This window comes from Bhargavaea sp. CC-171006 (genome assembly GCF_009761675.1).
GTDB lineage: Bacteria > Bacillota > Bacilli > Bacillales_A > Planococcaceae > Bhargavaea > Bhargavaea changchunensis.
In genome coordinates, this window is sequence record NZ_QUZH01000033.1 from 1 (window position 1) to 17,456 (window position 17,456).

Here is a 17,456-nt window from a genome sequence, read left to right on the forward strand (position 1 = left end):
GTCGGTAGAGCAAAGGACTGAAAATCCTTGTGTCGGCGGTTCGATTCCGTCCCAAGCCACCATTTGCGGATGTAGTTTAGTGGTAAAACCTCAGCTTCCCAAGCTGAAGTCGAGGGTTCGATTCCCTTCATCCGCTCCAGCGAAACCGGGCCTATAGCTCAGCCGGTTAGAGCGCACGCCTGATAAGCGTGAGGTCGGTGGTTCGAGTCCACTTAGGCCCACCATGTATTCCGCAGTAGCTCAGTGGTAGAGCAATCGGCTGTTAACCGATCGGTCGTAAGTTCGAGTCTTACCTGCGGAGCCATTTGGAGAAGTACTCAAGAGGCCGAAGAGGCGCCCCTGCTAAGGGCGTAGGTCGGGTAACCGGCGCGAGGGTTCAAATCCCTCCTTCTCCGCCACTTATTGGCCCCTTGGTCAAGCGGTTAAGACACCGCCCTTTCACGGCGGTAACACGGGTTCGAATCCCGTAGGGGTCATCAAGAAAAAAGCAGCCATCCTATAAATATAGGGTGGCTGCTTTTTTGTTTGCGGTTTGCTTATTCCCGGTCAAGGTGTTCGCCGGTATAGCTGTCCACCGCTTTATCCGGGATGTCTCCGATAGGGGACTCGAGGTCCATGTCATCGAGGCCTTCCTCATACTCATCCATTGTATCCGAGCGCATGAAGCCTTTTACGCTGCCGGTTTCATCCGTGCTCGCGAACTCTTCATAGGTTTCAGTTGTGCCTTGTTCCATCGGATCCTTGTATAGATCATTATAGTCATCGTGATCGCCGCTCATATCTGACGGGGTTTCAGATGTACCATATCGGGCGACTTCCTGGAAGCTGTCCTGATAGTCCTCGATGTCGCCTTCCTTGCCGACTTCGAATGAATCAGGCTGCACGGGTGCGGCCACATCTTCCAATACATCTTCCTCGACGGGGCGGTCATCCGGAATCTCGGTATCCGCATGCTCAATGCAACGATTCGTATACGGAATGGCTTCAAGGCGTTCGAACGTGATCTCTTCCCGGCAAATCTCACATATTCCATAATTGCCTTCACGCATCGCTTTCAGCGCTTCCTCGACTTTGTTGAGCTCGTCTTCTGCATGGTTTTCCAGCGCCTGGTCCCGCTCCCGGTCATACAGTTCCGTTCCCATATCGGCAGGGTGATTGTCCGCAAAGGAAAGTTCCCCTGAGTCATCCCTCATGCTATCATCACGATCCCGCTCTTCGCTTGTCTGACGGTATTGCTGCTGCATCTCAATCAGCTCACGCTTAAGGATCGTTTTTTGCTGTTCTGTCAACATGGCTGTCACTTCCTTATCGTATTAAATGATGGATGGTCTGTATTTCATGAGTACATGAATCCTGCCATTGTCCCTCATCTTTTCCTTTTTGGCCTGAACGATAAACCTTGGTTCGAACAACAAAAAACCGCCTGCGATAGAGCAGGCGGTTAAACGATTCATGAATCAGTTGATCCAATATCCGAGAAGGAGGCCGATGCACAGAAGGAAACCGAAAATCGTATTGGTCTGGGCGGTCGCTTTCATGGCCGGCATGACTTTTAGCGGGACGTTCTCTTTCCTGAAGATTCGGATGGCGCTGATTGGCTTTCCAATGCTCAAGAGGACCAGCAATGCCCAAGGCGTCAAGGTTCCGGTAAGTACCAGGGCGAGAATCCACAGGTAAGATACCGCGAAAAACAGGAAAAGGATTGTGACCGCATTTTCTCTTCCTGCCAGGATGGCAAGTGTTTTGCGTCCGCCTTCTTTGTCACCTTCAAGATCGCGGATGTTGTTCGACAACATAATCGCCCCGACGAGGATCATACTCGGTACGGAAAGGGCGATTGCCCATCCGCTTACATGGCCCGTCTGGATGAAATAGGAGATGAGCACGATTGCCATTCCCATCGTGACACCGGAGAACAGCTCTCCCAGGGGTGTATAGGCAATTGGAAGCGGTCCGCCGGTGTATAGGTATCCGATGGCCATGGCTGCGCCACCGACCGCCAGAAGCCACCAGGAAGTGTTTCCGGCGATATAGAGGCCCATCAGTGCGGCGGCCCCGTAAAGCGCCAAAGCAAGGCCGAGAACAGTAGAGGGACTCACGCCGTTCCGGACGATGGTTCCGCCGATGCCGACGGACTGTTCATTGTCGAGACCGCGTTTGAAATCGTAATATTCGTTGAACATATTGGTTGCCGCCTGAAGGAACAGGGTGGCAAGCATCATGAGGATGAACAGCGTGATGTCCGGACGGGTTTCTCCGAGCGCGATGATGGTCCCGAGAAGCACCGGCACAAATGACGCAGTGAGCGTATGTGGACGGGTCAGCTGCCACCAGATGCGCCAGCCTTCGTCAGCTTTTAGTGTTTGCTGCATATGGTTCTCTCCCTAAAATTCTTTCCGCTCATCATTATAACGGAGAAAATAGGGAAAGGACAGAGAAGCTGCGCGGAATCGCGCGGATGTTGGCGAATCGAGCATTGTGGTAAAATAAATGTGCAAGGAAAGACTGTAGCGAATAAGTTGGAGGGGTCTTGGATGAAACGGAAAATGACTCCGGATTTAATAGCGGAGACAGGCCGCATGATGGACGGGCTCCGGTTCTACACGGAGACGGTCGAATCGGGCAGACTGTCACCGCAGGCTTTTTTTGAAGCGGGAGAGACAGAGTTTGCCGGTCGCCGCTTTTATTGGGAGAACCGGGAAAAGACCCGGAAGATGGCGGGCATCGGGCATGCAGCCCGCCTGACCAGCACAGATGGAGATGCACGCTTCGAAGATATCCGTACACAATGGCAGCGTCTCTGTTCCGTCATTGTAAAGGAGGAGGGGGACCAGTCACCGGTGCTGTTCGGCGGGTTCTCATTCGATCCGAAAAATCGGCGTGAGTCGGAATGGGATGGCTTCCCGGCCGCCCTTTTCGTGGTTCCGCAGATCCAGCTGGTCGAAAAAGAAGGGCGTTCTTTTGTGTCGATCAACCTGATATCCGAGGAAGAGGCCGTGGCATCCGATTTTGACCGGCTGCGGGTGATCCGGGACAGACTCATCCACGAGGCACAGGTGAAGGAGCGGGATCCTGCCATTAAGCCGGATGTGCTCCGCATTCATGAATATGCCAAGTCGGATTATCTCCGTGCCGTGGAGGGCGTGCGTGATGGAATTTGTGCAGGCGGGCCGGAGAAGGTTGTCATTGCACGTTCTGTCGGCCTCGATTTCGAGGTCCCGGTCCGTCATTCGGAGGTACTGGAACATCTTGCGGCCGAGCAGCAGGAAAGCTATCTGTTCGGCCTGGAGAACAGCGAAAGCTTCTTTTTTGGAGCGACGCCGGAACGTCTCGTGAAAATTGAAGGGGGCAGGAGCCTGACTGCCTGTGTGGCCGGTTCCATCCGCCGGGGAAAGACCGCGGAGGAAGACAGGATGCTCGGTGAAGGGCTCCTGAAGGATCTGAAAAACCGTGAGGAGCACCAGTTCGTCGTCCGGATGATCGGCGACGTGTTCCGGAGCTTCTGCAGCGAAGTCCGGATTCCGGCCGGGCCGCGGCTGCTTAAGGTGCGGGATATCCAGCATCTGTTCACCCCCATTGAGGGGATGCCGAATTCTGGAACAGACTTGCTGGATCTCGTCCATGCGCTGCATCCGACACCGGCTCTTGGGGGAACGCCCCGCGGTGAGGCGCTCAGGATGATCCGGGAAAACGAGAAAATGGACAGGGGGTTCTACGGTGCACCGATCGGCTGGATGGACACGGAAGGCGACGGGGAGTTTGCGGTGGCCATCCGTTCCGGACTGCTTAAGGGCGACCGGGCCCACCTGTATGCCGGGGGCGGCATAGTGGCCGGCTCGGTCCCGGAAGAAGAGTACGAGGAGACATGGGTGAAGTTCCGTCCGATGATGCGGGCTCTCGGAGGTGTCCTCCATGGATGAGCGGAAGGTGCTGACGTCATATGTACTGAGGATCAGGGAATCCTTGATCCGGGCGGGTGTCCGCCAAGTGGTCGTGAGTCCCGGTTCCCGCTCGACCCCGCTTGCCTATGCGTTTGCCGAATCGGGAAGTGTCCGAATGCATCTTCAGACCGATGAGCGCTCCGCGGCATTCTGCGGGCTTGGCATGGCCAAGGCATCCGGTGAGCCGGTCGCCGTTCTGTGCACGTCCGGGACCGCCGCATCCAATTATATGCCGGCGGTCACCGAGGCCAAGTATGCCCGTGTTCCGCTGATCGTACTGACGGCAGATCGTCCGCATGAACTCCGGGAGGTGGGAGCTCCGCAGGCGATTGACCAGCCGGGGCTGTACGGCAGGATGGTCAAGTACAGTGCTGATTTTCCGATCCCGGAAGAGCGGGCGGAATCATTGGAGTATATCGGCCGTCATGTGCAGCGCGCAGTGTCGATTGCGACGGACGCACCGGCGGGTCCGGTACATCTGAATATTCCTTTCAGGGAACCTCTTCTGATTGAGTTCGGGGCGGAAGATCCCGGGATCTCTTTCAGGAGCGTACGCAGGGGAACGATGATACCGGATCCGGAAATGGTGCATTGGTTCACAAAAACGGCTGCGGACGCAAAACGCGGCCTGATCATTGCCGGTGAACTTCCTCCCGGATTTGACAAAGAGGGTTTCTGGAAGTTCGTCCGTTCCCTCGGCTGGCCTGTGCTGGCCGACCCGCTTTCGGGACTGCGGAGCAATATTTCCGGGGATGCGGAAGGTCTTTGCATCGATCTGTATGATGCCATTCTGAAAAATGAGAGGTTCAAGAGGGAGATGGCGCCGGACACCGTGATCCGTTTTGGTCCACAGCCGGTATCCAAACCGCTCACTCAGTTCCTGAACGGAAACCGCCCGGACGTCTATATCGTCGTGGATGAAAGCCCGTCATTCCGTGATCCTTATCACCTGGCGACAGACCATCTCCAGTGCATGCCGGAAATGCTTCTCGGCATCCGGGCGGAGAATGGCCCTTCCGGGTATGCCTCACTCTGGTCCGAAGCAAACCGTATTGCAGCCGAGGAAACCAGGCGCTCTGTCCATGAGGGAACCGACGAAGGTGCCATGGCAGGCGTCCTGTTTGCCGAGATGCCCGACGGCAGTGACCTGTTCGCAAGCTCCAGCATGCCGATCCGGGATGTCGATACGTTCTTCATGAACACGGAGCGGGATATCGGAATTTTTGCCAACCGCGGCGTAAACGGCATCGACGGGGTCGTATCGACCGCCTTCGGCGTGCAGGCGGCAAGAAAACGGCCGGCTTATCTGCTGATCGGAGATCTTGCGATGCTGCACGATATGAACGGACTGATAGCAAGCCGCTTTGACGAAACAGACCTCACCATCCTCGTCATGAACAATGACGGCGGCGGCATTTTCTCGTATCTGCCTCAGGCGGGAGCCGGGCGGTATTTTGAAGAGTTGTTCGGAACGCCGACCGGGCTGAAATTCAGGAGCCTGGCCGACATGTACGGCTGCCAGTACGACGCGGTGGAATCAGCCTACGGACTCAGGCAGGCCCTTCTTGAACCAAAACAGACTAATGTCAGGATCATCGAAGCCTTCAGCGACCGCCAGGTGAATCTTAATGAGCACCGTAAGCTGTGGCAGGCGGTCGGTGAAAGGCTGGATGCAGAATGGAACCGCTGACGGCGATGGTCCGGGGAATCCGGATCAGCTACCGGGAGGCGGGGGATCCGCACGGAGAGCCTCTTGTCCTGCTGCATGGATTTACTGGAAGTTCATTGTCATGGACCGCATTTGCCGATGAGTTTGGCTCATATCGGCTCATCATGCCCGATATGACCGGCCACGGTAATACAGATGCGCCTCTAGGGTCTGACCGCTACACGATGGATGAACAGGTGGCGGACCTGGATGCGCTCTTCACGCAGCTCGGGCTTGAGCGGTTCAGCCTTCTTGGCTATTCGATGGGAGGGCGTATCGCAATCGGGTTTGCGGCAGCGCATCCTGAGAAAATCAGCCGGCTGATTCTTGAAAGTACATCACCCGGTTTGCGTACAGAGGACGAACGGAAGTCGCGCCGGGAATCCGACGGGAAGCTTGCCGCTTTCATCGAGCGGGAAGGCATACGCGCCTTTACCGGCCGATGGGAGAACATCCCGCTGTTCGCCTCTCAGAAACGGTTACCGGAAGACGTCCGGGATCGTGTCCGGAGCGGCCGCTTAAGTAATGATCCTACAGGCCTGGCAGGAAGTCTGAGAGGCATCGGAACGGGAAACCAGCCTTCCTACTGGGATTGCCTGGAGCAATTCGGAATGCCGGTGACACTGATCACCGGAGCGCTGGATGAGAAGTACGTGAAAATTGCCGGGGACATGGCCCGGCGGCTGCCGGATGCTCATCATGTTACTGTTCCGGATGCCGGGCACACCGTACACGTGGAAAATCCGGCACGCTTTGCTACAATAGTAAAGGAAGCTTTAAAGCCATAGACAGGGGAGGAACCACATGACACGCCAATGGGAAACGATCCGTACATATGACGAGATCAAATACGAGAAGTACAACGGCATCGCCAAAGTGACGATCAACCGTCCGCACGTGCGCAATGCCTTCACACCGAAAACCGTAGAGGAAATGATTGATGCATTCTCCAGGGCACGTGATGATGACAGCATCGGCGTCATCGTCCTGACAGGCGAAGGCGATATGGCCTTCTGCTCCGGCGGGGACCAGAAAGTCCGAGGGCACGGCGGCTATGTCGGCGAGGACCAGATTCCGCGCCTGAACGTGCTGGATCTGCAGCGCCTGATCCGAGTGATCCCGAAACCGGTCGTCGCCATGGTGGCAGGTTATGCCATCGGCGGCGGGCATGTCCTGCACGTGGTATGTGACCTGACCATTGCCGCAGACAATGCCATCTTCGGCCAGACCGGCCCGAAAGTCGGCTCGTTTGACGCAGGATACGGCTCCGGCTACCTGGCTCGCATCGTCGGCCATAAGAAAGCCCGTGAAATCTGGTACCTGTGCCGCCAGTACAACGCACAGGAAGCATTGGACATGGGTCTGGTCAACACGGTTGTTCCGCTTGAACAGCTTGAAGATGAAACGGTCCAGTGGTGCGAAGAAATGCTCGAGAAGAGCCCGACTGCACTCCGTTTCCTGAAGGCAGCGATGAATGCCGACACAGACGGACTTGCAGGCCTTCAGCAGATGGCAGGCGACGCGACACTTCTTTATTACACAACGGACGAAGCGAAGGAAGGCCGCGATGCATTCAAGGAAAAGCGCAAGCCGGACTTTGGCCAGTTCCCTCGTTTCCCTTGATCGCTAATTCAAAGAGCCGCCTTTCGGGCGGCTTTTTCTGATGGGAAGGTGATTATATGAATACGCCGAACTGGATCTTGCAGCGGGCCCGGCTGACACCGGAGCGCGTTGCCATCAGTTGGGGTGAAGAGCAATGGACATTCCGTGAAGTGGCGGAACGATCGATGGACATCGCAAGGAAGATGAGGGGGACCGGCCTGAGGGAAGGCGACCGTGTGGCGCTTCTTACGTCCGGGGGTCCTGAGACTGTCTTTCTGATCCACGGCGGGCTGCTTGCGGGCTTTGAGCTGGTCATGCTGAACATCCGCCTGACAGAGGCCGAGCTGGCTTACCAGATTAAAGACTCGGGAGCGGAGGCCGTGTTCACCGATGATCTCCTGCTGGACCGTGCCCCGGACAGCACGGCCGTCAGCCGTCTGCTGGCCGGGGAAGGGACGGACTTCGAACCGGCCGCACTCTGGGAAGAAGACCGGACGCTGACGATCATGTATACATCAGGGACGACCGGGTTCCCGAAAGGCGTCCGGCAGACGGCCGGGAACCATCTGTCTAGCGCTGTTGCTTCCGTCCTCAATATGGGCCTTCAGGAAGGCGATGTCTGGCTCTGCGCGATGCCGCTGTTTCACATCAGCGGATTCTCGATTCTTTGCCGATCCCTGATCTATGGAATGACGGTGCGCCTGCAGACAAAATTCGATGCTGAAGCGTCTGCCAAGGAAATTGCGGAAGGAAGTGTGACCACGATGTCCGCCGTCTCGGCGCAGCTTGTCCGGGTGCTGGACATCCTGGAATCACAGAACCAGAAGGCATCAGGCAACTTCAGGCAAATCCTGGCCGGTGGAGGACCGGTTCCATCACCCTATATCCGCCGGGCGGAGGCGCTGGGCATCCAGATTCTCCAGACGTACGGCATGACAGAGACTTCCTCTCAGACGGCAACGCTGGCGGCGGAAGACGCACTCAGGAAAACCGGATCGTCGGGCAAACCGCTTTTCTTTAACCGCATCCGGATCGACGGAGCGGAAAGGCCGGGAGACGAGGGAGAGATCCTGATCAGCGGCCCCCATGTGACGCCGGGCTATGTCGGACGATTTGGCGACAGGCCCGCCCAAGAAGACGGCTGGCTCCATACAGGCGATATCGGAAGGGTGGATGAAGAGGGATTCCTCTATGTGCTCGACCGCCGTTCTGACCTGATCATCTCGGGAGGGGAGAACATCTATCCGGCTGAGATTGAACAGGTGCTCGCGGGTCATCCCGCGATTGCGGAGGCGGGCGTTGCCGGAGTGGAAGATGAACGTTGGGGGCAGGTGCCTGCCGCCTTTATTGTGGCACGGAAAGACGTTACAGCGGAAGAGCTTGAAGCCTACTGCCGGGAGCGGCTGGCCCCGTATAAGGTTCCGAAGTATTACCGGTTTGTCGGTGAACTTCCGAGAAACGCATCGAACAAGCTGCTGCGACGCGAGCTCAGGGACAAATTTGAACTGCAGGAATGACAAAAAGCCATCCGGATTACCGGATGGCTTTTGATGTTGACTCAGGGATTCAAAGCCTTGCCAAGCCGTTCAATGTTCTGTTTCATGAGAGTAAAATAATCTTCGCCGTTTTCGATATCCTCTTCCGAAAGGACACTCAGATTATGGAGGGTATCGGAATCTGCTCCGATCTCATTCACAATCACCTGGGTGAGTTTCGATGTGATGTTCTGTTCAAAGAAGATGGTGGTTGCCTGCTTTTCGCGGGCGAGGTCGACAATCCTCGCCAATTCTTTCTGCGAAGGTTCGCTCTGCGGGTTCAGACCTGCGATCGAGATCTGCTCCAGGCCGTATTCATCGGCGATGTAACCAAATGCGGCATGGGAGACAAAGAAGGTTTTCATCTCCGCGTTTTCGGCCATGTTGCGGAATTCCGCATCCAGATCCTTGAGCTCAGCTGAAAGCTCTTCATAACGCTCTGTAAACTCGGCTTCTTTCTCCGGAAGTTCTTCCGAGAGTGCGTCCTTGATAGTTAGTGCGAGCCGGTCGGCAAGGACAGGAGAGAGCCAGACATGAGGGTCCGCGCCGGAATGGTCATGGCCTTCATGGCCTGCGTCTTCTTCATGTCCGTGATCCTCTTCATGTCCATGGCCTTGTAGAAGCTGGTCATCGGAGATGGACGCCGCCGCTGCAACCAGCCGGACACCTTCGCCTGAAAGAGTCTTTTCGGCTTTGCTGACAAAGCCCTCCAGCCCGAGACCTGTATAGATAAACAGATCACTTTCTGCCAGGCTGATCATATCTTTTTGAGTCGGTTCGAATGTATGGCTGTCCGCTCCGGGAGGATAAACGGAAGAGACGCTCACGGAGTCCCCGCCAATCCGTTCCGCGAAGTAGGCGAGCGGGTACACGGTCGTCTTGACAGCAAGTTCCCCGTTTGTCGCCTTTTCGCTTTCTCGTCCCTTATCGGAACTATCGTTGCCGCCGCATCCGGCTAGAACAAGCAGGGATGCGGACAGTATGAATATCAATCGTTTCATGGTCCACCTCTAAATCGGAATGAGTACGATTTGTATCATACCTCACCAGAGGCTTGCTTGGCAACCCGGAACTTATTTCTCCGTATTTTTTCTTTCTGGCCACTTGTCCGGTACCGGATCAAATCCGCCTTCATGGAATGGATGGCATTTGGATATCCGGATGACGGTCATCAGGAAACCTTTGGCGGCTCCATGCTTTTCAAACGCTTCGAGACCATATGAGGAACAGGTTGGATGAAAACGGCAACTTGGGGGCGTGAATGGTGATATGGCCTTTCTGTAGAAGCGGATGATCCATATAAAAAGATGTTTCATTAAAAAACACTCCAATCGCAACGCATGTTTATTGTAGCGCGGGGTGGGGAAGATGAACAGAAGAACGATTGATTATGAAACGGAGTGTTGACGGATGTCTAAAGAGTTGCTTGATGAATTGAATGTCCAGGTGGCGACCTGGTCGGTATTTTACACGAAGCTTCACAATTATCACTGGTACGTGAAAGGCCCTCAGTTTTTCACCCTTCACGAAAAGTTCGAGGAACTCTACAATGAAGCGACCCTACATATGGATGAGATTGCTGAACGTATGCTGACGCTCGGCGGACAACCGCTCGCCACGCTGAAGGAGCACCTGGAAAGCTCCGTGGTGGAAGAGGCCAGCGGAAAGGAATCCGCGAATGCAATGGTCAAGCAGGTGACTGAGGACTTCGACAAGATCATGGACTCCCTTAAAAAAGGCATGGACCTCGCCGCCAAAGATGGGGACGATATGACCGAAGACCTTCTGAACTCAATCTACCAAAGCATCGAAAAGCACCAGTGGATGCTCAACGCCTTCCTGGGTGAAGAAAATAACTAATCAGAAACCCTGCGGGCTAAGAAAGCGGATAGATCAGTTCCGGGATATATCCCTTCGGAACTGATTTATCTTTTTTAGATTGTGGAGCTGAGATTTGTTGATTTCCGTTTTAGTTGCAGCGGAAATCCAGAGGATTTTCCAGTTGGACATTCCCTAAGAGCCTTTTATGCATGGAACTTTCGAGGAAGACCATCCTAATGGGAAACGATTAACCAGGAGGATGGCATGAAAAACAAATTGTATGTATCGATTCTCCACAGACAGGTGTATCCGGCCCCTAATCTGGCGCCTTGGGAGTTTGCCATCGAGGCAGACGGCCGTGTGGAAGAAGCGTTCAGCCGGCTGTTCAGCCAGATCAGCGATGTGGAATTGACAAACTTTGTCCGGTCTCACCTGCCTTTCGTTCCTTACCATTTGGACAAGGAGAACCACCAGATCGACCTGCGCACGATGAAACTTTATGCACTTGTCCACGAATTCGGGGATGAGGAGTCCAAGAAGTTCGTTGAGAGCCTGCCGTATTTCCGTTGAAGATCCGGCACCCTGTCCGCTACACTTGGTAAAGGAGGGGTGCCGATGTTTACATACAAAGACCGTGCGGGACAGCAGATCGACCTGTACTGGGAAAAGGACCAGACCAGGATGGTGCCGACCCATGTGATCGTTGCTATTTTTGATGGCAGCCGGTGGCTGATGACGATCCATCCCGGCAGGGGACTGGAGTGGCCGGGCGGCAAGGCGGAGCCCGGAGAGACGATTGAAGAGGCTGCCCTCAGGGAAGTGTACGAAGAGACCGGTGTCACCGCCGGTAATTTCACATTTGTCGCAGACTATATCGTCCATGCCGATCCGCCTTTCTGCAAAAGGGTGTTAGCTGCGGATATCCTGTCCGCAGATGAAAAATTCCCGCTCCGCGAAACAGAAGGAGCGGCTTACCTTGCGGAAACGGACTGGGAAAAGTCTGCGGCAAAACTGAGCCGGCATATGTCGGACGAAGGAATGGACAGGATCCGGAAGAAGGTGCTGGCTGATGAAAGACGATGGAATCATTGAATACACGAGGACTTACCCGTCTCCCAATCCGAATGTGCGTCTGACCGAAGTCACCTACTGGTCGACAGGATACCGGGTGAAGGGATTGCTTGCCGAACCGGAGGCGGAAGGTATCTATGACGGCATCGTTTACTTGCGGGGCGGCATCCAGCATGTCGGGATGGTCCGGCCGTCCCGGATCGCCCAGTTTGCACAGCAAGGATTCATCGTCTTTGCCCCATACTACCGTGGAAATCGGGGCGGCGAAGGGTTTGACGAATTTGGAGGCAGTGACCGGTTTGATGCGGTTAACGCGGTAGATGTGCTAAAGCAGCATCCAAAGACCGACACAACGAGAATTCATCTGTTCGCCTTTTCAAGAGGCGGCATCATGGCACTCTGGACGGCGATCATGAGGGATGACATCACGTCCGTCGTCGACTGGGCGGGTGTATCGGATATGATTTTCACCTATAAGGAGCGGAAGGAACTCCGCAGGATGATGAAGCGGGTCATCGGGGGAACGCCAAACAATGCCCCGGAAAAATATCGGGACCGCACGGCGCTTTTTCATGTGGATGAAATTCATGCGCCGTTCCTGCTGATTCACGGACGCCAGGATGAAAACGTATCGATCGAGCAGTCCCTCATGCTGGAAGACGCAATGAGGGACGCGGGAAAACCGGTGGAGACCTGGTACTTTGCCGAGTTCAATCATCATTTCCCGCCCGCGGAAGCCGCCCGGGTCACCCGGGATTTGTGCAACTGGATGAAGGGGAAAGGGAACTGAACCTTTTTGCAGCAAAAGAAAAAGCACCTGCGCAATCATACATGCGCAGGTGCCTCTATTTGGCCGATCAGAGGATCGGACCGCCTTTTTCTTCAAACTCCTTGGAGACCGAACCGAATTTCTTGAAGTTTTCCCGGAAAGCCGCTGTGAGTTCTTTTGCTTTCGCATCGTATGCTTCCTTGTCCGCCCATGCATTGCGTGGATTGAGAACCTCGGAAGGAACGCCTTCGATTTCAAGCGGCATGTTCAGGCCGAACACAGAGCCTTTTTCCATTTCTACATCATCGAGCTTTCCTTCGATCGCGGCACGGACCATGGCACGCGTGTAGCTGAGCTTCATGCGCTGGCCGACACCGTATTCACCGCCGGTCCATCCTGTATTGACGAGGAAGACATTGACGTCATGTTCATCGATCTTCTTGCCTAGCATTTCCGCGTAGACTGTCGCATGGAGCGGCAGGAACGGAGAGCCGAAGCAAGTCGAGAACGTCATCTGAGGAGAAGTGATGCCGCGCTCCGTGCCCGCAAGCTTGGATGTGAATCCGCTCAGGAAGTGGTACATGGCCTGTTCCTTCGTCAGCTTCGAGATAGGGGGCAACACGCCGAAAGCATCCGCTGTCAGGAAGAGGATCGTTTTCGGATGGCCGGCTACCGATGGGATGACACTTCCGTCGATATACTCGAGCGGATAGGCCGCACGTGTGTTTTCGGTGAGGGAGCCGTCATCGTAGTCCGGCTTGCCTTCCTCATCAAGCACGACGTTCTCAAGAACCGATCCTTCACGGATGGCTCCGAAGATCTGGGGCTCCTTCTCTTCGGAGAGATTGATGGTTTTTGCGTAGCAGCCGCCCTCGATGTTGAAGACACCATCTTCCGACCAGCCATGTTCATCATCGCCGATCAGGCTCCGGTTCGGATCTGCGGACAGAGTTGTCTTGCCTGTCCCGGAAAGTCCGAAGAAGAGCGCAACGTCGCCTTCTTCACCGACGTTGGCCGAGCAGTGCATAGACAGGATGTCCTGCTTGGGCAGCAGGTAGTTCATGATGGAGAAGACGGATTTCTTCATCTCACCCGCGTATTCAGTGCCGCCGATGAGGATGATTCCGCGCTCGATCGAGATCATGACGAAAGCCTCTGAGTTGGTTCCGTCGACTGCAGGGTCAGCCTTGAAGGTCGGCGCGGAAACGATCGTGAATTGCGGCTCATGATTTTTGAGTTCATCTTCCGTAGGGCGGATGAACAGCTGCTGGCCGAACAGGTTGTGCCAGGCGAACTCGTTAACCGTACGGATGTGAAGGCGGGAAGCAGGGTCGGCACCCGCGAAGCCGTTGAACACATAAAGTTCATTTTTAGCGCCGAGGTGATCGAGCACTTTGGTATAGAGCTTTTCGAACACTTCCGGCTGGACCGGCTTGTTCACACTGCCCCAATCGATGTCTTCTTTGGAAGGAGACTCTTCCACGATGAAGCGGTCTTTAGGAGAGCGGCCCGTATATTTTCCGGTCGTAGCGCGGACCGCGCCTTTGTCCGTCAGCACAGCTTCGCCGCGTTCAACAGCGATCTGCGTCAGTTCCTCGACGGAAAGCTGAGTGCGGATCGAACCTCCTGCCAGAAGATCATTCAGTTTATCGCTCAGTTTAGAAGACATCATCATCTGTACCACCCTTGTCTTGTAATCCCGCCCGGAAGCGGTTTGATTATGATGTGAATTAGTATAACACATTTTGTTTATTAGTCTATACTAATTCGCCGTTTCCGTGAAAACGGCCAAAAATCGTCATGATGCACTGAAATTCATCATTTAGTATTTGACATAAAGTGCGCAATTCATTACTATGAAAAATTGTACGGATACTCTTATCCCGAGCTGGTGGAGGGACAGGCCCTATGAAACCCGGCAACCTGCCGTTCTCCTTATGGAGGCCGAGAAGGTGCCAACCTGAAGCAAGGCGTCTGCCTTGGACGATAAGAGTGAAAGGTGTCAGCGAATCCGGGCCTTTCCTCATGAATGTGAGCGGAAGGCCCTTTTTAAATGGATTGACCACAACCTCAGTAAGCCCAAAACGGCTTGGAGTTCAACCCCGCGGGGAACGGACTTGACAGGGGAACGAGTACCGTAACACTTTCCGGCATCCGCCGGAGCGGAGGAGGAAAACCAATGACCAACCGTCGCCTGTTCACATCCGAGTCGGTCACCGAAGGCCACCCGGATAAAATCTGCGACCAGATATCAGATGCCATCCTGGATGCCATCATCAAAGACGATCCGAATGCCCGCGTGGCATGCGAAACGACTGTGACGACCGGCCTTGTCCTAGTTGCCGGCGAAATCACGACCACCACTTATGTGGATATTCCAAAAGTCGTCCGTGACACGATTAAAGAAGTCGGCTATACACGCGCCAAATACGGCTTTGACAGCGAGACCACTGCCGTTCTGACGGCGATTGACGAACAATCACCGGATATCGCTGCAGGTGTCAATGAAGCGCTTGAGTCCCGCGAAGGTACGATGACCGATGACCAGCTGGAATCGATCGGGGCGGGAGACCAGGGGCTGATGTTCGGCTTCGCCTGCGACGAAACGCCTGAACTGATGCCTCTTCCGATCAGCCTGGCACACCGGCTGTCCCGCCGCCTGACCGCAGTACGCAAGGAAGAGATCCTTCCGTATCTCCGACCTGACGGCAAGACCCAGGTTACTGTTGAATATGATGAAAACAGCAAGCCTGTACGTGTGGATACAATCGTCATCTCCACACAGCATCATCCTGAAATCACGCTTGAGCAGATCCAGAAGGATATCCGGGAGCAGGTCATCGATGCCGTCGTGCCTGCTGAACTGATTGATGCAGAGACTAAGTTCTTCATCAACCCGACGGGCCGCTTTGTAATCGGAGGTCCCCAAGGGGATGCCGGACTCACCGGCCGCAAGATCATCGTCGATACCTATGGCGGTTACGCACGTCACGGTGGCGGCGCGTTCTCGGGCAAGGATCCGACGAAGGTCGACCGTTCCGCAGCTTATGCAGCCCGCTATGTTGCAAAGAACATCGTCGCAGCCGGACTCGCTTCCAAGTGTGAAGTCCAGCTTGCCTATGCGATCGGTGTTGCCCAGCCGGTCTCGATTGCGATCGATACATTCGGCACGGGCAAGGCAGACGAAGCCGATCTCGTAGAGTGGGTGCGGGAACTGTTTGATCTTCGACCGGCCGGCATCATTAAGATGCTGGACCTTCGCCGTCCGATCTATCAGCAGACTGCAGCGTACGGCCACTTCGGACGCACCGATATCGAACTCCCTTGGGAGCGCACCGATAAGGCCGACGAACTGAAAGACAAAGCTGCCAGGTAATCCGGCAGCCGAAAAAATAAAGGGAATCCGCAAATAGATGCGGATTCCCTTATTTTTATCTGTTTGAAGCAGCTCACTTTTGCAGGCTTTTGTAATACTGGCCTTTCTCGGCGTATTCCCGGACAATGCGTTCCATATCCCGGATATCATCGTCATTCAACTCCCGGACGACCTTGGCCGGAGAGCCGAAAGCCAAAGTCCCGGGCGGGATCTTCTTGCCTTGTGGGACGAGGGAACCTGCGCCGACAAATGCGCCTTCACCGATTTCGGCGCCGTCCAGGATGATCGATCCCATCCCGATCAGTGCGTTTTTCCGGATGGTGCAGCTGTGGAGAATGACATTGTGGCCGACCGTCACTTCATCTTCGATGATGAGCGGAAAGGCCGGGCTCTGGTGAAGCATGCACAGGTCCTGGATATTCACTTTCCTTCCGATGCGTGTGGCGTTCACATCGCCGCGGATCACTGTATTAAACCAAACGGACGAGTCCGGTCCGATTTCGACATCACCGGTCACTGTCACGTGGTCAGCAAGGAAAACGGACTCGTCAATCTTCGGCTCGAGGCCGTTGAACGGATAAATCATCGGAAAAACCTCTCTTCCATCGAAACTTGTAGTATCATAATCGTACTACAAAACCCGTTTCCGATGTTCCGGAAGCGGGAAAAAGAAACGAAAGGGCAAGATCCGGAAAGGGGGAGCCGCCATGTGGAAATGGGAAGCGGACGGAAAGGCGACGGCTGTCGTCGTCCTATTGCACAGTGCCTATGAACATCACGGACGACATGCCTGGCTGATCGAACGGTTCAGGACTGCAGGCATGCATGTCATTGCCGGAGATCTCCCGGGCCATGGTAAACGTGGCGCGGAAGTTCACGATGAAGGATTTCATGAATATCGCAGATATGCAAAGGAACTGATCCGAACAGGCATGGCGGAGAATCTCCCGCTGTTTGTCCTGGGCCACGGTCTTGGCGGGGTCCTGGCTGCGGATATGTCCAGGAATGACAGCCTGGCATGTGCAGGGCTGATCCTCACTTCGCCATGGTTCCGTCTGAAGCATTTGCCGCCCAGAATGAAAGGGCCGCTATCAGGGCTCGGGAAAATCGCCGGCGGTCTCAAGTTTAACCACCAGGTTAATGAAGAGATGCTGACGCAAAACCCGGATCCCGGCATGGCCGATTCGGAAAACCTTTATCATTCGGTCGCGACTGCCGCGTGGTTCCGCGAACTGAACTCATACGTCAAGGAAATCAGCGAATCTGTACCGAAACCCGGATCGCCTCCGGTCCTTCTCCATGCCGCAGGGCATGATGAACTGGCAGACCAGGATGCGATGCACGCCTGGCTGACGATGAAAGGACGGGACGAATTTCAGTACAAGTATTGGAAAAATGCCCGTCATGATATTTTCCGCGAACCGGAGCAGGAGGAAGTGTTCTTATACACCGAATCGTTCATCAGAGGAGTTCTCCGCTCGCTCGGCTACGTGGCCTGACTGTATGAGGGGGATGGGGCTTGAAAGAAGCGATGACCCGGGGGTCTGCGAGGGGATCACGGCCATCCTTGTTTTTGTGGCGGGTAATCCTGCTGCATTGGGACTGGATTCCGCCTTTCCCCGTGTAACTTTCC

Annotated in this window: 17 protein-coding genes, 5 tRNA genes and 1 riboswitch; of the genes, 16 read left to right on the plus strand and 6 right to left on the minus strand. The window is 55.0% G+C overall.

Annotated elements, in window-relative coordinates:
* Positions 1–65: 65 nt before the first annotated feature.
* The 5 genes from DZC51_RS14820 to DZC51_RS14840 all read left to right on the plus strand — a co-directional run bounded on the left by DZC51_RS14820 (position 66) and on the right by DZC51_RS14840 (position 476).
* A tRNA-Gly gene (locus tag DZC51_RS14820) sits at positions 66–139 on the plus strand.
* A gap of 8 nt (positions 140–147) precedes the next feature.
* A tRNA-Ile gene (locus DZC51_RS14825) sits at positions 148–224 on the plus strand.
* 5 nt (positions 225–229) lie between these two features.
* Positions 230–304: transfer RNA gene (locus tag DZC51_RS14830), tRNA-Asn, on the plus strand.
* Between the two features lie 3 nt (positions 305–307).
* Positions 308–398: transfer RNA gene (locus tag DZC51_RS14835), tRNA-Ser, on the plus strand.
* A 6-nt stretch (positions 399–404) separates the two neighbouring features.
* Positions 405–476 (plus strand) — tRNA-Glu (locus DZC51_RS14840).
* 60 nt (positions 477–536) lie between these two features.
* Here the strand turns inward: DZC51_RS14840 and DZC51_RS14845 are convergent.
* Both DZC51_RS14845 and DZC51_RS14850 read right to left on the minus strand, forming a co-directional pair.
* Positions 537–1,292 (minus strand): TraR/DksA C4-type zinc finger protein, encoded by a 756-nt coding sequence (locus DZC51_RS14845; RefSeq protein WP_157297233.1) that lies wholly within the window; start codon positions 1,290–1,292, stop codon positions 537–539.
* Between the two features lie 165 nt (positions 1,293–1,457).
* Positions 1,458–2,372, minus strand: a complete 915-nt coding sequence (locus DZC51_RS14850; protein WP_157297235.1) for a 1,4-dihydroxy-2-naphthoate polyprenyltransferase — start codon at positions 2,370–2,372, stop codon at positions 1,458–1,460.
* 162 nt (positions 2,373–2,534) lie between these two features.
* Between DZC51_RS14850 and DZC51_RS14855 the strand changes: the two genes are divergently transcribed.
* Genes DZC51_RS14855 through DZC51_RS14875 form a run of 5 tightly spaced genes read left to right on the plus strand, consistent with a single transcriptional unit; the run spans position 2,535 to position 8,768 of the window.
* The gene (locus DZC51_RS14855; protein ID WP_157297236.1) at positions 2,535–3,920 is read left to right on the plus strand and encodes an isochorismate synthase; all 1,386 of its coding nucleotides are present in this window, start codon (positions 2,535–2,537) and stop codon (positions 3,918–3,920) included.
* Positions 3,913–5,631: a 2-succinyl-5-enolpyruvyl-6-hydroxy-3-cyclohexene-1-carboxylic-acid synthase gene (menD, locus tag DZC51_RS14860; RefSeq protein WP_157297237.1), complete on the plus strand. Its 1,719-nt coding sequence runs from the start codon at positions 3,913–3,915 to the stop codon at positions 5,629–5,631. Before DZC51_RS14855 ends, menD begins: the two co-directional genes overlap by 8 nt.
* A complete protein-coding gene (menH, locus tag DZC51_RS14865; RefSeq protein WP_157297238.1) occupies positions 5,619–6,437 on the plus strand; it encodes a 2-succinyl-6-hydroxy-2,4-cyclohexadiene-1-carboxylate synthase in 819 nt (272 codons plus the stop codon). The genes menD and menH overlap by 13 nt, the downstream gene beginning before the upstream one ends.
* 16 nt (positions 6,438–6,453) lie before the next feature.
* Positions 6,454–7,272 (plus strand): 1,4-dihydroxy-2-naphthoyl-CoA synthase, encoded by an 819-nt coding sequence (menB, locus tag DZC51_RS14870; protein WP_157297239.1) that lies wholly within the window; start codon positions 6,454–6,456, stop codon positions 7,270–7,272.
* Between the two features lie 56 nt (positions 7,273–7,328).
* Entirely contained in the window at positions 7,329–8,768 is a 1,440-nt protein-coding gene (locus tag DZC51_RS14875; protein ID WP_157297240.1) for an o-succinylbenzoate--CoA ligase, read from the plus strand.
* A gap of 41 nt (positions 8,769–8,809) precedes the next feature.
* On the opposite strand, the gene DZC51_RS14880 is transcribed toward DZC51_RS14875, so the two are convergent.
* Together DZC51_RS14880 and yidD are read right to left on the minus strand one after the other, a co-directional pair.
* The gene (locus DZC51_RS14880; protein WP_157297242.1) at positions 8,810–9,787 is read right to left on the minus strand and encodes a metal ABC transporter solute-binding protein, Zn/Mn family; all 978 of its coding nucleotides are present in this window, start codon (positions 9,785–9,787) and stop codon (positions 8,810–8,812) included.
* Between the two features lie 72 nt (positions 9,788–9,859).
* Positions 9,860–10,102 (minus strand): membrane protein insertion efficiency factor YidD, encoded by a 243-nt coding sequence (gene yidD / locus DZC51_RS14885; RefSeq protein ID WP_157297244.1) that lies wholly within the window; start codon positions 10,100–10,102, stop codon positions 9,860–9,862.
* 94 nt (positions 10,103–10,196) lie between these two features.
* Here yidD and DZC51_RS14890 point away from each other — a divergent pair, with 94 nt between their 5' ends.
* From DZC51_RS14890 to DZC51_RS14905, 4 genes are all read left to right on the plus strand, one after another.
* A complete protein-coding gene (locus DZC51_RS14890) occupies positions 10,197–10,646 on the plus strand; it encodes a Dps family protein (RefSeq protein ID WP_157297246.1) in 450 nt (149 codons plus the stop codon).
* 225 nt (positions 10,647–10,871) lie between these two features.
* Positions 10,872–11,177, plus strand: coding sequence for a transposase (locus tag DZC51_RS14895; protein ID WP_157297248.1), 306 nt, complete (start codon positions 10,872–10,874; stop codon positions 11,175–11,177).
* A gap of 45 nt (positions 11,178–11,222) precedes the next feature.
* Positions 11,223–11,699 carry an NUDIX domain-containing protein gene (locus DZC51_RS16355; RefSeq protein WP_157297250.1) on the plus strand — a complete coding sequence of 159 codons (477 nt, stop codon included), beginning with the start codon at positions 11,223–11,225 and terminating at the stop codon, positions 11,697–11,699.
* Entirely contained in the window at positions 11,677–12,468 is a 792-nt protein-coding gene (locus DZC51_RS14905) for an alpha/beta hydrolase family protein (RefSeq protein ID WP_157297252.1), read from the plus strand. Before DZC51_RS16355 ends, DZC51_RS14905 begins: the two co-directional genes overlap by 23 nt.
* Positions 12,469–12,535: 67 nt before the next feature.
* Here the strand turns inward: DZC51_RS14905 and pckA are convergent, their stop codons facing one another.
* Complete coding sequence (gene pckA, locus DZC51_RS14910; protein WP_157297254.1) at positions 12,536–14,119, minus strand: phosphoenolpyruvate carboxykinase (ATP); 1,584 nt, start codon at positions 14,117–14,119, stop codon at positions 12,536–12,538.
* Positions 14,120–14,322: 203 nt separating this feature from the next.
* Positions 14,323–14,440, plus strand: a riboswitch (SAM riboswitch).
* A 186-nt stretch (positions 14,441–14,626) separates the two neighbouring features.
* Between pckA and metK the strand changes: the two genes are divergently transcribed.
* Complete coding sequence (gene metK / locus DZC51_RS14915) at positions 14,627–15,823, plus strand: methionine adenosyltransferase (protein ID WP_157297256.1); 1,197 nt, start codon at positions 14,627–14,629, stop codon at positions 15,821–15,823.
* A gap of 73 nt (positions 15,824–15,896) precedes the next feature.
* Here the strand turns inward: metK and DZC51_RS14920 are convergent, their stop codons facing one another.
* Positions 15,897–16,409: a gamma carbonic anhydrase gene (locus tag DZC51_RS14920; RefSeq protein ID WP_157297258.1), complete on the minus strand. Its 513-nt coding sequence runs from the start codon at positions 16,407–16,409 to the stop codon at positions 15,897–15,899.
* A gap of 121 nt (positions 16,410–16,530) precedes the next feature.
* Between DZC51_RS14920 and DZC51_RS14925 the strand changes: the two genes are divergently transcribed.
* Positions 16,531–17,322 carry an alpha/beta hydrolase gene (locus tag DZC51_RS14925; RefSeq protein ID WP_157297259.1) on the plus strand — a complete coding sequence of 264 codons (792 nt, stop codon included), beginning with the start codon at positions 16,531–16,533 and terminating at the stop codon, positions 17,320–17,322.
* The last annotated feature ends 134 nt before the right edge of the window (positions 17,323–17,456 follow it).